At 59.4% G+C, this 13324-nt stretch carries 23 protein-coding genes; 10 read left to right on the top strand and 13 right to left on the bottom strand.

The genetic code is table 11. The features are described 5' to 3' along the window. Window positions 1–142 precede the first annotated feature (142 nt). A complete protein-coding gene (locus tag CHB99_RS29895) occupies window positions 143–412 on the top strand; it encodes a hypothetical protein (RefSeq protein ID WP_042127383.1) in 270 nt (89 codons plus the stop codon). Between the two features lie 232 nt (window positions 413–644). On the opposite strand, the gene CHB99_RS26500 is transcribed toward CHB99_RS29895, so the two are convergent. The 13 genes from CHB99_RS26500 to CHB99_RS26440 all read right to left on the bottom strand — a co-directional run bounded on the left by CHB99_RS26500 (window position 645) and on the right by CHB99_RS26440 (window position 9311). After that, window positions 645–1004: a Mor transcription activator family protein gene (locus CHB99_RS26500; RefSeq protein ID WP_042127380.1), complete on the bottom strand. Its 360-nt coding sequence runs from the start codon at window positions 1002–1004 to the stop codon at window positions 645–647. Beyond that, the gene (locus CHB99_RS26495; RefSeq protein WP_042127379.1) at window positions 1001–1450 is read right to left on the bottom strand and encodes a gp16 family protein; all 450 of its coding nucleotides are present in this window, start codon (window positions 1448–1450) and stop codon (window positions 1001–1003) included. The genes CHB99_RS26500 and CHB99_RS26495 overlap by 4 nt, the downstream gene beginning before the upstream one ends. Then, complete coding sequence (locus CHB99_RS26490) at window positions 1447–1668, bottom strand: hypothetical protein (RefSeq protein ID WP_042127377.1); 222 nt, start codon at window positions 1666–1668, stop codon at window positions 1447–1449. The genes CHB99_RS26495 and CHB99_RS26490 overlap by 4 nt, the downstream gene beginning before the upstream one ends. Before the next feature lies 1 nt (window position 1669). Next, window positions 1670–2359 carry a DUF2786 domain-containing protein gene (locus tag CHB99_RS26485; RefSeq protein WP_042127376.1) on the bottom strand — a complete coding sequence of 230 codons (690 nt, stop codon included), beginning with the start codon at window positions 2357–2359 and terminating at the stop codon, window positions 1670–1672. Window position 2360: 1 nt separating this feature from the next. Next, window positions 2361–2996 (bottom strand): DUF3164 family protein, encoded by a 636-nt coding sequence (locus CHB99_RS26480; protein WP_042127374.1) that lies wholly within the window; start codon window positions 2994–2996, stop codon window positions 2361–2363. 153 nt (window positions 2997–3149) lie between these two features. Beyond that, entirely contained in the window at window positions 3150–3665 is a 516-nt protein-coding gene (locus CHB99_RS26475; RefSeq protein WP_141137345.1) for a hypothetical protein, read from the bottom strand. Continuing rightward, window positions 3662–4018: a hypothetical protein gene (locus CHB99_RS26470; RefSeq protein ID WP_170946417.1), complete on the bottom strand. Its 357-nt coding sequence runs from the start codon at window positions 4016–4018 to the stop codon at window positions 3662–3664. Before CHB99_RS26470 ends, CHB99_RS26475 begins: the two co-directional genes overlap by 4 nt. Before the next feature lies 1 nt (window position 4019). Beyond that, window positions 4020–5210 carry an ExeA family protein gene (locus CHB99_RS26465; protein ID WP_042127371.1) on the bottom strand — a complete coding sequence of 397 codons (1191 nt, stop codon included), beginning with the start codon at window positions 5208–5210 and terminating at the stop codon, window positions 4020–4022. Further along, entirely contained in the window at window positions 5210–6991 is a 1782-nt protein-coding gene (locus CHB99_RS26460) for a DDE-type integrase/transposase/recombinase (RefSeq protein ID WP_042127369.1), read from the bottom strand. Before CHB99_RS26460 ends, CHB99_RS26465 begins: the two co-directional genes overlap by 1 nt. Before the next feature lie 3 nt (window positions 6992–6994). After that, a complete protein-coding gene (locus CHB99_RS26455; RefSeq protein WP_042127367.1) occupies window positions 6995–7918 on the bottom strand; it encodes a hypothetical protein in 924 nt (307 codons plus the stop codon). Between the two features lie 10 nt (window positions 7919–7928). Next, entirely contained in the window at window positions 7929–8231 is a 303-nt protein-coding gene (locus CHB99_RS26450; protein WP_042127365.1) for a helix-turn-helix domain-containing protein, read from the bottom strand. Continuing rightward, window positions 8228–8707 carry a hypothetical protein gene (locus CHB99_RS26445; RefSeq protein ID WP_042127363.1) on the bottom strand — a complete coding sequence of 160 codons (480 nt, stop codon included), beginning with the start codon at window positions 8705–8707 and terminating at the stop codon, window positions 8228–8230. The genes CHB99_RS26450 and CHB99_RS26445 overlap by 4 nt, the downstream gene beginning before the upstream one ends. A 373-nt stretch (window positions 8708–9080) precedes the next feature. Beyond that, window positions 9081–9311 carry a DNA-binding protein gene (locus CHB99_RS26440; protein WP_042127361.1) on the bottom strand — a complete coding sequence of 77 codons (231 nt, stop codon included), beginning with the start codon at window positions 9309–9311 and terminating at the stop codon, window positions 9081–9083. A gap of 111 nt (window positions 9312–9422) precedes the next feature. Here CHB99_RS26440 and CHB99_RS26435 point away from each other — a divergent pair, with 111 nt between their 5' ends. The 9 genes from CHB99_RS26435 to CHB99_RS26395 all read left to right on the top strand — a co-directional run bounded on the left by CHB99_RS26435 (window position 9423) and on the right by CHB99_RS26395 (window position 13323). After that, the gene (locus tag CHB99_RS26435; protein WP_084702845.1) at window positions 9423–9842 is read left to right on the top strand and encodes a helix-turn-helix domain-containing protein; all 420 of its coding nucleotides are present in this window, start codon (window positions 9423–9425) and stop codon (window positions 9840–9842) included. Window positions 9843–9844: 2 nt separating this feature from the next. After that, window positions 9845–10465: a hypothetical protein gene (locus tag CHB99_RS26430; protein WP_042127359.1), complete on the top strand. Its 621-nt coding sequence runs from the start codon at window positions 9845–9847 to the stop codon at window positions 10463–10465. 16 nt (window positions 10466–10481) lie between these two features. Then, complete coding sequence (locus tag CHB99_RS26425; RefSeq protein ID WP_042127357.1) at window positions 10482–11009, top strand: hypothetical protein; 528 nt, start codon at window positions 10482–10484, stop codon at window positions 11007–11009. Window positions 11010–11097: 88 nt separating this feature from the next. Continuing rightward, complete coding sequence (locus tag CHB99_RS26420; protein WP_042127355.1) at window positions 11098–11574, top strand: structural protein; 477 nt, start codon at window positions 11098–11100, stop codon at window positions 11572–11574. Beyond that, window positions 11565–11783 (top strand): DUF7940 domain-containing protein, encoded by a 219-nt coding sequence (locus tag CHB99_RS26415; RefSeq protein WP_042127353.1) that lies wholly within the window; start codon window positions 11565–11567, stop codon window positions 11781–11783. Before CHB99_RS26420 ends, CHB99_RS26415 begins: the two co-directional genes overlap by 10 nt. A 123-nt stretch (window positions 11784–11906) precedes the next feature. After that, complete coding sequence (locus tag CHB99_RS26410) at window positions 11907–12518, top strand: hypothetical protein (RefSeq protein WP_042127351.1); 612 nt, start codon at window positions 11907–11909, stop codon at window positions 12516–12518. Between the two features lie 6 nt (window positions 12519–12524). Further along, a complete protein-coding gene (locus CHB99_RS26405) occupies window positions 12525–12743 on the top strand; it encodes a TraR/DksA C4-type zinc finger protein (RefSeq protein WP_042127349.1) in 219 nt (72 codons plus the stop codon). Next, entirely contained in the window at window positions 12740–13033 is a 294-nt protein-coding gene (locus CHB99_RS26400) for a DUF2730 family protein (RefSeq protein ID WP_042127347.1), read from the top strand. The genes CHB99_RS26405 and CHB99_RS26400 overlap by 4 nt, the downstream gene beginning before the upstream one ends. After that, complete coding sequence (locus CHB99_RS26395) at window positions 13030–13323, top strand: VpaChn25_0724 family phage protein (protein ID WP_042127345.1); 294 nt, start codon at window positions 13030–13032, stop codon at window positions 13321–13323. The genes CHB99_RS26400 and CHB99_RS26395 overlap by 4 nt, the downstream gene beginning before the upstream one ends. The last annotated feature ends 1 nt before the right edge of the window (window position 13324 follow it).

The following is a 13324-nucleotide window of genomic DNA, read 5'->3' as shown; positions in this document are numbered from 1 at the left end:
AAACCTGAGTCCCGAGTCGGGCTGACAGACCCGGAACTCAGGTTTTATGGCCGCTTCGCGCCCAATCGCGGTGGTCCGACGATTCGGTGAGCCCGCTTCCACACCGACCGCGCTGTAGCAGCCAAAAGAGGTGTAAATACCTGTGCTCATCGCCGGCTTGCCAGCGATGAGGTCGGTCAGGGCAACGACGCATTCAAGTCTGTCGCAGATTCTGTCCCTCAACGGCCTTCGCCAGCGACACCACCAGCGCCTGAGCAATCTCCAGCGACTGCTGGGTGGCCCAGAGCAGATCGCCATAACGGTGATCTGCCAGGTCGCACATCTGGGCATTGGTTTCGACAGCGGACCTCAACGCGCTCGCGAGGTGCGCCAGGGCGTCTTCGATATCGGCGCCGTCACATACGGCGAATAGCGGAGGGTGGTGACCATCGCAGGAGGCGAAGTGGGTATGGACGGTAGTGAGGCGGGAGGGTGTGGGGTGTTGGGGTAAAGCGGATGGCGGATCAGGTGTTAGGGACTGAGATAAACCCTAGGGAGTGGGCGAGATAAATCCGGGATACTGCGGTAAGTGACGGGCCATGCTGGGACGGCGATTGCAATAGTGTTGCACAGGTTGCAAGGGTGGGGCATCGCTGCCCCGGCCCTTATTCTCCCATGTTGCCGAGGAAGAGATCGCCCTGATTGCGAGCGATCACAGCCAGCCGCATGCGCTTGACGACCTTGTAGACGAACGCCAGCGAGATCCCGTGCTTCATTGCGATCTCGCGGTGGTTCCGTCCTGTCCATTCGTCGAAGATCTGCTGATGCAGCTTTGACGCCTGCAGATGGATACCCTTAGGAATATACAACTGCTGCCCACCCCAGACCGCAGCCATCTGCATCGCGACCTCCACACCGTGGGCTTCGGCGACCTCGTCGCTGACATGCAGCGTTTCTTTCGCTGACTTGGTGACGTGGTCAGCGAGTGCCTGGAGCAAGTCGCCAGCGGTGCTCGACTCTTTCATACAGCCTCCTGTGCGGCTCTCTGCAGCCATTGCTTCAGTTGCTCGATGACCTGGCTAGCCTGAGCGCCGGTCAGCCACTGCAATGCAGCAACACCAGTAGCACCTTTGACGAAGTTCACCAGGGCCTCTTCGGATGCATCCCGGAGCAAACCAGCATCTCTCAGGGACAACCACAGCGAGCGGATTTTCCTCGACTGGCCATCCTTCGCCCGTGGCCGCTTGCTGTCACTCTTTGGACGAACCTTGAAGCCCTTCCGCTTGAGCTGTTCCAAAACCTGCACCAGGTTTGGAACGCTCAGGTCTGCTGTCGATGTGACCCCGTCCAATGCAGGCATGCCAGAGAGCATCAGGCGATAGGTCTCGTCATCCATCCGCAGTTCGCGTCGTGCAACATGTATCAGCTTGATCAGGCGCAGTCGATTGGCATTGGACGGTGCAGCACTCATACGCCGCCCTCCCGGTTACCTGCGACAGGAACTGCAAGCTTCTCCAGTTGACGGACACGACTGACCAGCTTCTTCTCCACGGTTTTCTGCAGATTTGGCAAGGCCAGCGCCGCGCGACACTGCTCCAGGTTGAAGCCTTCCAGGGCGCGCAGGCGGCTTTCAGTATCAATCGCGCCGTACTCCCGGCCCGGTGGAATGAAGGGGTTCGCTTGCGACATGTCACACCCCCTGAGTCAGCCGAGCAACTGGCTGATGGCCAACTGCATGATGCAACTGGGCAGAGCGGCCTGCCTCATACCCGGCGTCACTGGCCACCTCGTCACGGGCCTTGAGCTTGCGGCGTTTCATCTTGGCCGTGCCGAGGTTCGGGTATTTCTTCTCCATATAGGCCTGTATCGCCTCGGCAATGTTGTCCTCGACTCCTGAGAATTGCTCAACCTTGGCAAGCACCGCGTCGATCCAGCCGTGTGCAAAGGCATCACCGCGAGCGACCTTTGTAGAGCGTTTGCAACGTTTCTGCGTTGCCAGGTAGTCCCGCCGCGCCTTCTGAAGCTGGCGCTCCAGGACCTGATAGGCATAGCCCGCCAGCTCAGGCGAAGCCCCGCAGCCGATGTAGACAAATGAAGCACCTTCGAACCACGGCGCACTGATGATGAAGTGCGAGCCGAAAGCCTCCGCGCAGACATGAGCGAGGCGCACCCGCCAGGCCGGTGGGTCACCGTCCGACCCGGCAGCGACCTTGGCTTCCCCAGCCATGCTGGCGAGAACATCCCCCATCTCCAGGTTGTAGACCTCCATGAGCTTGTGAGCCTGGCGCAAGGCAATTTCCGCCTCGTTTGGGTTGGCCCCCTTGCCCTTAGCCATTTCCAAGCATTTCTTGATCTTGTCGAGGATACGATCGTGATCCATATCACACCCCCGCCAACGTCAGGTTGATCGGGAGATACTGGTCAGTGTTGCCATGCCGCTTGTACACCCGGACATAAACGGCGGTGCCGTTCACCTGGATGGAGTCCTTCAACGCATCCATTGCGGTCTTCCACACTGGATCGTCGATTTCTACACGCAGCAGGCTGAGCACATCCTTCACCATGAGCTGGCCTTGCTTGTTTGCTCTGAACGCTCGATCAACCAGCACTCTTAGATGGTTGTTCGCCCCTTCTGACCAAGCACTGATGCATTTGTTGATCAGCTCTCGCGCTGCCAGGATTTCTTCGGTAAAAACAATGCGATCCGCAAACGCCCGTTCAATCTTGAACTCACCGTCGTAGGTGACGATTGAGACGTTGCCTTTCTTACCGCCGAGTTTGACTCCATAGCGCTCCGAGGATATGGCGATGAGGTCGGCAATGTCCGCCAGTGCCTTCTTCTTGAAACTTGCCAGCGAGTTGCTCAGTTGTTCAGCAGTATTGCCGAGATCGCGAGCAACACTGTCGCGGAGCTTGTCGTGGTCACGCACCTGGCTTTCGGGTACCAGGTGTCCCGCAGCGTTCATGACAAAGCCCGTCGGAATTACCAGGCCCTGAGCTTGTTGATTGTCAGCCATGAGTTGGCTCCTTGACTGGGGAAAAGGTCTTGCATCCGCAGCGCGGACATACGTTGTCGCTACGCCAGGACTCGCGTGGATGAGGCTGGCGATGGAGTTCAGTGAAGCCTCCAACCCACCGGCACCGCCTACACTTGAGCAGTTGGTCAGCCATCAATGCACCTTCCCGTCTGCTGGCCGGGTGTTCTTCTGATATGCCATCGCGAAACCTCGCAGCTTGGCTGCGGCAGTTTCACCATCTCCGGCGAGATACGCTTCACACATGGCAGCCAGGTCCTGGCTAACACGCTGGGAGATAGCGACAAAGTTGGTGTGCTGGATGTACAGATCGTTATAGCGATTGCACTCGGCCAACAATGCCGCGCGAAGTTCTTCGACGGTTTCTTGTGGCTCGGCTGCTGCTTCGGCCTGTTCCTCGTCGAGCCATCCGCTGTGGCGCTGGCGCTTCGACAGAGTCAATACGCGCTGCGCTTCGTCGGTGATGTCGCCGACCGTACCGATAGCACCAGTGGCCAACTCGGTGATGTACTCCAGCAGCGGCCCCGCTTCGGCAATTGCATGGCCGACTGACCAGGACACCACCTCACCGCCGTCAACCATGCGCGGAACCTCCTTACCGGAAGCGCCGCGGATAACCAGAGTGTCGTAGCGTTCAGAAAGGTTGCTCATTGATCCTGCTCTCTCACCGGGGTGAACCACACCACGCGCACACCGGCGATGGTGACCGTATTCCGCGTCTGTTTACCGACCGTTCTCCAACAGGCGCCTTGCCATTGCTGCCGGAAGGCAACGGCAAGCGAGTCAGCGCTCTCCGCTTTGATGAAAATTGTCAGGTCGAGGACGACAGTGGCTTCAATGCGCACGCCTGCAGTACGCAAGCCGCGCGACACTGAATTGACCGCTGCGAGCTTCTCGGCGAGTTCCGGCGTCAGTGTGTTGCAGGCCGGCGATGCCTGCTCGATGGAGGCGCTGGGAACAAGGCGTAGCCGCCGAGCAGTATTGGTCGGGTTGGTGGTGGTCATTTCACACCCCCCGCACAACATCATCGGTCACGACCGGTACGCCCAGGGTCGCCGCGAGGTTCAGCGCAGCAGTCATCAGGTTGCCGATAGCCAGCGGATACAGCAGCGATACCTTCTGCTCACGCCCACCAGCCCGGACAGGCTGAGAAAGCCGTGCAGCGATGGCGCTGATACCTGATTCGTCGATTACCTCGGCCAACGCCTTGCCCGCACCCTTGAAGCGAAACGTGAGGAACTCTTCCAGGCGGTTGCCTTCCACCGGCCCCAGGGTGACCCGCTCGCAGCGCTGCACAACTTCTCGCACATCAGCATTGCGCTCGCTCAGCTTCACCCCCAGTTCTGGCTGCCCGATCATGATGATGCTGACCAGCTTGGTGAAGCCGATCTCCAGTTCCAGGATGCGCTTGAGATGCTTGAGGGTTGGGATCGGCAGGCTATGGGCTTCTTCGATAACCAGGCAGTGCCGATAGCCAGCCGCGTGCGATTCTTTCAATGCACGGTGCAACTGGGCGAAGCGCGCTTCCGGGCTGCTCTTCGGCTTCTCCAGGGGAGCAACTGCAGCCATCATCGCTTCGGCGATGTGGGTGCTTTTCAGCGTCTTGCCCCTGGTGTCGTTGTCTTCCGAGGCCAGGACATAGGGCTCGATGATGATCACCGGGTCGTTGTTCTCGTTGATGCGGTTCACCAAGTCCCGCCGCAGCGTGCTTTTGCCCGCCCCGGATTCACCCTCGACGGCGAGGAAGCCGCCGTGCCGCGCGGTCTGATACATCACCTCCCGCACATAACGGATATCAGGGCTGACCCACATATCTGCTGCGCTTTGCAGCTCGTCGAAGGGATCGCGGAACAGGCCGAAGGCCTTGCGAGTGGTTGGCAGCAGCGTTTGCTTTGGCAGTAACATAGGTTCGTCCTCCCCGGACGGCTCTTGCGAAAGGGCCGGATCTGCTGTGTTGGCGCACGGCAGGTCCACTTTTTCAACTTCTTCAAAGGCGTTGGCGATATCGGCGTCGTTGACACCGGCAGCGCCCAGGAATACCGCGATCCGAGCTTTCAACTCGGCCTGATCCAGGCTGCGAGGCCATTGGTTGTGGTTCACCAACTGGGCGACCGTCGCCGAACTCAGCCTGAGCGACTCGGCCAAGGCCGACTGACGCTGGCCGACATCGATCAGGACTTGCTTCAACTTCAACATCACTCACCTCCTGCCGCCGCCCGAACCAGGGTCAGGGTCAGCGGCGTGCGGGCGACCTCGACAGGTCGTTTCAGCTCTGCCTCGACGACATCGAGCTGGTCTTGAGGTACTCCTTGTGGGTACCGCTGTTGCAGCCACCCGAAGGTTTCGGATGACCAGAGAGCGCCGAGCCGAGGCCGCAGGATCTTGGCGGCCTCAACGTGGCTGTATGGCTTGAGTTCGATATCGGGCGCATTGACGTCGAGGCTGGTCCCGCAACGCGGCAGGTAGGCCGGCAGCACGGTGTCGGTGACATGCTTGTGCGGATCGATCCGGCCACCAAACGGGACGGCCTTCGCCTTCCGTGCTGCTTGAGCACCCGCCTCACAGGTGGTCCCGGTCGCCAATTGCTCCAAGACTTTGCGCGACACCTGAGCCGGCGTCTCGGCATGCCGCTTGTACTGCTCACCGATGATTGCCGAGGTCTGCGCGAAGCCATATTGGTCAGCCCCAATGCGGTCGATAACGTGGTACTGCTCTCGACCGTCTTCGCCGACCAGGACAGCAATCGCGGTGTCTTGATCGCGCCAGCAGTTGCGGGTGATCAGCAACTTCTCGCCGACCATTACACCTGGCACCTCGCGAACATCGAACTGAGCGCCACGGAACGGCACCCGCAGCAGTTTGGTGACCGTGCGCTCTTCCGGAGTGCTGACGGCTAGGTCACGGCAGACCTCAACAGACGGCGCAAGGCGCAACTGGTCGGTGGTGATCAACTGCCAGACTCCGTACCGCGTGCGACGAGTCCGGGTGTGGATCGAGGTAGCGTTGTAGTAGCGCATCCACTTCCCAGCCCATTCGTTGATCTGCTCCAGGCTGGCTGCGGGTTGGAACTTCAGGGCGCTTTCAAATTCGCGCTCAACGATGTTGTGAGCTTGCTCGACCTGGCCCTTTGCGCGCGCATTGCCGACCTGGTTGATGATCAGTTCGATGCTCATCGCGCGGCATAGATTGCGGAATAGCCCGCTTGTCATAGCTGCACCGGGGTCGGTCATCAGCATCCAAGGCACCCCGTGAAACGGGTCCGCTTCGTGGCGCTTCTGCATCGCGTTGATCAGCACGTTGCACAGGTTCTCGGCGGACTCGGCTCCCAGCACGTATTCCAGATACAGTGTGCCGCTGGTGTGGTCGGTGACCACGTACCGCCACAAGCGCTGGCGCTCGATCTTCTTCAGGTTGCCCGGCTTGCCGTCATAAAACTCCGCCTTGTCCATGGCTTTAGCGCCATCGTCCGCCAGGTAGAACTGCGTGGAGATCGAGGCGTCGATCTGCCAGACGTGGTTTGGATGCTTGCTCGCCAGCGATACGGCTGGTGCGTCGTGCAGTAGTTGCTCCGGGTGCAGCTTGTATGCTCGCAGCGCGCGGGCGATGGCACCGTTGCTGAGGGGCTTGAACTCGCCAGTCGTTTCGTCAGCCCGTCCGGCCAGGATCATGTTGTTGCTGCGCAGGCGTTCGACGGCACGTTCGATTGTCGAGAGCTGCTTGTTGTTGGCCCGGATGGACTCCAGGAGCACGGCGGAAATCAAGCGGGCTTCCTCCAGGGGAAGCGCGCTATTCCCTGCATCGCTACGGCGCTTGCGCTGATTCCTCACGGACACCTCCTTGAGCTTGCGCTGAAGGGTCTGAACCGATACGCCCAGCTCTGCCGCACCGGCTTTGTACACGGCGGTACGCTGACCATGCGGTGCCTTCGCAGCACGCTCCGCAATCTGGCTCAGAAGCTGGATCTCGATGGGCGTCATGGTTCAGTCCTGCCCCATCCAAGCGGGAGCACCGTCCAGCTCGGCGGGCAAGTGAAACTCGCTGCGCACCTCAGCCAAAGTGATCTCCAACTGGCGGATCAGCCCGGCTGCGAACACGCGCTGGTCATCGCCCTCAGCGCTGCCCAGCTCTGCAAGTTTCGAGATCCCTTCGCGCAGTGCCCCACGGATCTTGGCTTCAGCCTCGAAAGCAACTGCAGTGGTCTCCAGACGCAACTCCGATACCGCCTCACTGGCTGGCAGTGCCTGGATGCGCTTGCGCAGCTTCTCCAGTTCCTGCCTGGTCTTGTCCAGGTCGTCGGTCTTCTTGGCCATGACCTCGGATTGAGCCTCATAATCGGCGTTCACGTCGTCGAGGCGCTGGGTCAGTTCTTTTTTTTCCTTGGCGTGCTTTGCGATGATCTCTTCGGCCAGATCAACGAAGGCGTCTTTGTCGCCGGTCTGAGCGACCTCAATCAGGGCAGCTTTCTGGTCATCGGGGAGCCGGCGGTACTGACGCATCTCGCGGTAACCGATGCCCATGCGAGACATGGATTCAAGGGCTTCTTCGCCAAATTGACGCAAGTTAGCTATCGCTTCGTTCGCATGCTCAGGTGTCCAGCCAAGGACATTGCAGAAATCCGCCCATGTCCCTGAATACTCAAGACCGTCTTGACACCTCTTTCCTCTAAGTTGTTGATAAAGTTTGTTTTCTTTTACAAAAGACAGTTTTGAAATCAAGACGGTCTTGGAAAATTTGGAGAACGCCTCTGCCATTTGAGCCTGCCCGAGAAGCTGATTCAGCAGATCACGCTCATCGCTGTAGGAGCCAAGCATTGTCGCTACGGCATTCTGATTGGCCGTAAGCATCTCTCCATCCAAAGCAGGCAATTCAATAGGTTGGCTTGTAGAGGCTTTAGTGCGCGCCATATCGATCTCCTTAGTTCATCGAGCCAGCGGCAATGCGCTGAGTGATTTCCTGCATCCGGCCTTGCAGTCGGGCCATGTGTTCCGCGTGTGCCTGGGCGATCTGTAACGCCCCGACCGAGTGGGCAAAGCGCCCGTTGTCCAGCTTCACCGCCAAGCCTTCCTCAATGAGCGTCTGCATGGCGCGGGTGATGTTGCTCGGACTATCTCCCGTCAGTTGGGCCAGCTCTGTGTTGCTCAGCCCGGTGACTGTGTGGCCCTTGAGGGCCTTGAACACGCGCAGTACGCGCGCAGCAGCAGAGACGGTGCGGCTCATAGCTGCCCCTCCAGTTCGAGTTGTGGTTGTTGGCTTTGCTTGACGTTGCCCTGGTGCCATGCCAGTCCTTCCATCGCCGCCTGGATCGACGCCAGTGTTTCGTCGGCATCGCTGCGCTGAGCGTAAAAGGCAAGCAACTTGCCTGCGGCAGTAGTCAGCAGCTCTTGAAGGGCCTGCATGTCCTGCGCTGAGCACTGACGCCCGGTCGGCATGTCGATTGTCAGGCGCCCGGCGCTTGCCGCGATCCAGCGTGTGACGTAATCGCAGCCACAGGCCTGCTCGTAAGGTCGGATCAAATTCGCCGGCATACGGCCGCTTTGCAGCCATTTATAGAGTGCCCAGTGATCAGCCAGCCCCATCTGATCTGCGATGCGCTCGACTCCCTTGCCGTGGTTCTCGCGCGCATAGTCTTTACACAGTTCCAAGGCATGGCGCAGAGAGGTTGGTCGCAGGGCTTTCCAACGACGGCGGCTCATTGGAGGGCCTCCCGAGGAAACCTTTCCAAACAAACCCGCGCTTTGCAGGTAGGCAAAATGATTTCAGCGGGTGCAAACTTTTGCTGTAAATTGACAGCCGAGGTCACCGATGGACGTGCGAGATTTCGAAGAATTGGCAGGCCGGATTGAGGGTCTGGCTCGATGCGTGCTGATCCTGGCCGGAACACTACAGCGCACAGGTCAGCTGGATCAGCAGACACTGCAAGCGGATTTCCGTATTGCTGCCGACAACCTTGCATCGGGATCGACTGCGAGAACGTTGAATGAAGTAGCCGAGCAGCTTCTGACGGACCATCGACTCCTACGGACCCTGCGGAAATGCCCATTGTGCGAATGACGTCCATCAAGCACCTCATGCGACCAGTTGCTCGACGGATAGCTTCATGCCCAGTTTCAGCGCGATCTCATGGCTTTTGCCCCTCGCGCCTTTGAACTGGCCACCGATTACGCAATAGACCTGGTGCCGTGTATAGCCATTGGTTTCAGCCCAGGAAGAGATGGAAATGCCTGCTGCCGTGAACAATTCACGGACCCGATCACCGGTGTAGGGCTTGCGAGTAGGTAGCGGGTAAGGAACGTTCATAGGAGTGGGTCCTGTGTGCGTCTTGATTGCTAATCAATTGTCGTGTGGTGCGCAATTGATTGGTGTGTTGTGATTATTGGGACTTTAATGTCCCCAAGTCAAGGGGCTTTTATGTCCAATGATGTAGGTCGGCGCATTGCCCAGCTTCGAGGGGAGATGAAAGTCGGCGACTTCGCGGAGCGGTTGGGCGTAAACCGTAAGACCATTACGAGGTGGGAAGCGAACGACGCTTTACCTGACGGATCGTCGCTGCTGGCGTTGCACTCGCAGTTCGGCGCTTCACCCGCCTGGGTTTTGCTGGGAGACAGCAGCGAAGGCGCCAGCGTCCCATTGCCAGCAGAAGAGATGTTGCTGTTGCAACGGTACCGAGAGAGCCCGGTTTCACTTCGAAATGCGGCACTACGTGTTCTGCTCGGGGAGGTCCCGGAAACCTCCCCGCGTAAGTTCAAGGATGTCGGGCAGTACATAGAAGGCTCTGTCAACCAGGCCGGTCTGACTTTGAATGTGGGTGGTAGTAAAGGGAAGAAGTGACCATGAGCCAGGACTTTCATGGCGGTGTAGGCCAGGTGGCCGAAGGTGATATCAACAATTTCGGCGGTATCAACATTCACTTGGCGGACAAGCGTGAAACCCGAGGCCTGGTTTCAGCGCAACGACAAGAACTGCATGAGCTGCGAGCTAAATGCGAGGAGCTCGGAGATGATCCACGGGATGTCTGGCGTCAAGTCCACGCCCAGCTTGGGGTGCGCAGTCTCAACGAAATTTCTGCCGAGCGGTTCGCCGAGGCTCGCTCTGTCATGCAGCGCAGGCTGGAGCATCTCCAGGAAGATGCTGACAAGCGCCGATTGATCGGTAAGATCTTGCGCACCACTGATGAAAAGGATGCTCGCAAGGAGCTGAACAACTTCTGTGATCGACGCTTCGGACGCACCCATCTGGGGAACTTCGCACGGGCTGATCTGCAGGTTGTGCTGGCGTTTGTTCAGGACTTCACCGTCAGGCCTGTTGTGCAGCCCTCGGTGGTACCTGTCCAGACCCAGCTTTCTCCAGCAACACCAGGAAGGTTAGAGCTTCGTGAGTTCCTGACGGTCTACCGTGCGAATGCTATCGGTCTTTTTGTCTTTGGTCTGATCGTAGGAAAGTTCTGGTTTTAATCAAAGGGAGTGTGTGATGAGGAAATGGAGTGCCGTTCTGATAACGCTCGCAATTGCTGGGTGTGGTGAGAAAGTCCCAGAGCAGTCGCAGTCATCAGCGTCTGTTTTTACCGTAGAGACCAAGGATGACCTGGTGCGAAAGGCGCTACCGGCTACACGTTTGGCTTGCCCTGGGCTGGATCGCTACGCGAGCCAATTTGATAACGTCCGGGTCGAGAAGCATTTTCGAACCAGCATCGTTTTTCACATCCCAGAGGACAGTACGGTTCCAGAAAGCTACAAGGCTGGCGGGCAAAACTGTTTTGTAGAAATCGAGGATGATCGCAGTGCGATTGTGGTCGAGAAACTCGCCTGCAAGTCGGTATGCCTGGACAAGCTGAACGTCCCAGATGGGCAGCTAAAACTGGAGCTTGCATCCGACGACGAAGTGAAGCGGCGCGAATGCCTGACCAGCTATGACTATGATCCTGCCACGAAGACCACCTTCGAGTTGCCGCAGCCAGCGCACTGTGCCAAGAGCAGCACGGGAACGAACAACGGCTGATCTCTTTAAACCCGATTAAAAGCGCTTCCTGCCCACGCCGCCGATTATGTTTCGGCGCCGACCTGGCGCCCAACCAGCAGGAGGCGTCATGCGATCCATCACCACCCCGCGCGGCATCCGTAATCACAACCCCGGGAACATCCGCCACGTCAAAGGCACCCGCTGGCAGGGCATGTCGGCGAACCAGAACGATGCCGAGTTCGTTCAGTTCACCGATCCCCGCTGGGGAGTCCGGGCCATCGCCCGCACCTTGATCACCTACCAGGACAAGCATGGTCTGCGCACCATCCGCGCAATCATCGGACGCTGGGCTCCACCCAATGAGAACAACACCGAAAGCTACATCCGCAATGTGGCCAACCGCGTGGGCGTTTCGCCTGACGGACGTATCGATGTGTACGATTTCAAGACCATGGTGGTCCTGGTGCAGGGCATCATCGGACATGAAAACGGTACCGGCCCACTCCCTGGCGGCGCCTGGTACGGCGAAGCGCTGATCAACGAAGGTCTGCAACTGGCCGGCATCGTCCCCGACGCCTACCACGGGGAGCCGGTATGGAACTGATCGCCAACTGGCGCCGTTGCTATCGCCTCTACAGCATCCAGCTCGGCCTACTGATCGCGCTGTTCGGCTTCCTGCAGATCAACGTGTTGCCGATGTGGGAAGCGCAGCTCTCGGACCGAGCCTATGCGGTGCTCAATAGCGCACTGGCCCTTCTGCTGTTTCTCGCCCGCTTGGTGAAACAAGGACCCGACCAGGACGTGCCATCGTGAAGCTGCGGCTGCTGTTGCCGCTGCCACTCACCTGGCTTTGTCTCCCACCCACCGCCGCTGGCACCTGGTTGACCTGTGCGACCAGGCGCCCCCGAAGCGTCCGTAATCGCTGGAGACGCAAACATGGCCGCGTTTGATTTCTTCTCCCTGCCGACTGGTCTGGCCTGGGCGGTTGCCGCCTGTGCCCTGAGCGCGGGTGCAGCGGGGTCTTTCGGGTACGGGCTGGGAGATCGCCAGGCTGCAGCTGCAGGCGCTGCAGACCTGGCGGATCTGAAACGGCAATACGCGGAGCAGGCCCTGGCCAATGGGCAGAAGAACCTGGATGACCTGCTGAACGAGCTGCGCCGCGCCAACGACGCGGAAGCCCAGCTCTCGCAGGCGAAGGTCCAACACCAAAAGGAGCTGGAACAGCTCCAGGAGCGAATCCCCAATGTCACTACCGTCTACCTTCCGGCGCCTGCGGCAAAGCCCGTGGCAATTCCTCGTTGCGTGTTCACTGCTGGCTGGCTGCGCGACTACAACGCCGCCCTCGGGGTGCCAGCCACCGCCCCGGCCGCCGCTGCCGGCCGCGCTCAAGCAGCGACCAGCCACGCCCCCGGCACTGACGCCGAGCTACTGGAAAGCGGCATCACTCCCGCCGACATCCTTGCCCATGCCCAGGACTACGGCCTGTGGGCTCGCAACAACCTGGCGCAGCTCAATGCCTTGCTCGACCTTGAAGAACAAAAGGACTGACCGCGTATGGATGTAGCTGATCAAGCGCAAGACAACGACTTCACCGAGGCCGCGCTGGAGGCGCACCGCAGTGGCCTGCAGCGTCGTTCGGGACCATCCGCATACCGCTGCGAAGAATGCGGCGATGCGATCCCGGAAGATCGCCGTCAGGCCGAGCCGGGCACCGAGCACTGCGTTGAATGCAAGACCGCCCTGGAAGATCTGCAGAAACGAGGGATTCGATGAACCTGAACGAACTCGACTTTGGCTTCCAGACCGTGCAGTGGGTCGTGGTCACGGTGATCGGGATCTACACCTGGATGACCAATCGCCAGGCGGCCAGTGCCCAAGAAATGCTGGAACTGCGCACCCGCATAGTGGCCCTGGAAGAACGCATTCGACACCTGCCGGATCACGCAGCCATCACCGAGCTGCTCGGCGACATGAAAGCGGTCCGTGCTGAACTGGCGGGCGTGCAGGCCATCGCCCGCTCCGTGGACCGGATCAATGACTACCTTCTGCGAGAAAAGACATGAGTCAATACGCCGAATTTCTGCGCCATGACATGCGCCTTGTGATCCTGCGTTTGCTCGCTGAAATGCCTGCGTACCGTGCCAACAGCTCTGTGCTCAATGCCGCGTTGGACAGTTATGGGCACAGCATCAGCCGCGACCAGGTGAAGACCGAACTGCACTGGCTGGGTGAACAAGGCGCAGTCACCCTGGATGACATCGGCCCGGTTCTGGTGGCCACTCTGACAGAGCGCGGCCAGGACATCGCTGCTGGCCGCGCCCGTGTGCCTGGCATCAAGCGTCCGGGAGCCTGAC

It is taken from the genome of Pseudomonas japonica, assembly GCF_900188455.1.
Lineage (GTDB): Bacteria > Pseudomonadota > Gammaproteobacteria > Pseudomonadales > Pseudomonadaceae > Aquipseudomonas > Aquipseudomonas japonica.
Note: the sequence above shows the minus strand (reverse complement) of the source record. Positions and strands in the feature narration are given on the sequence as shown.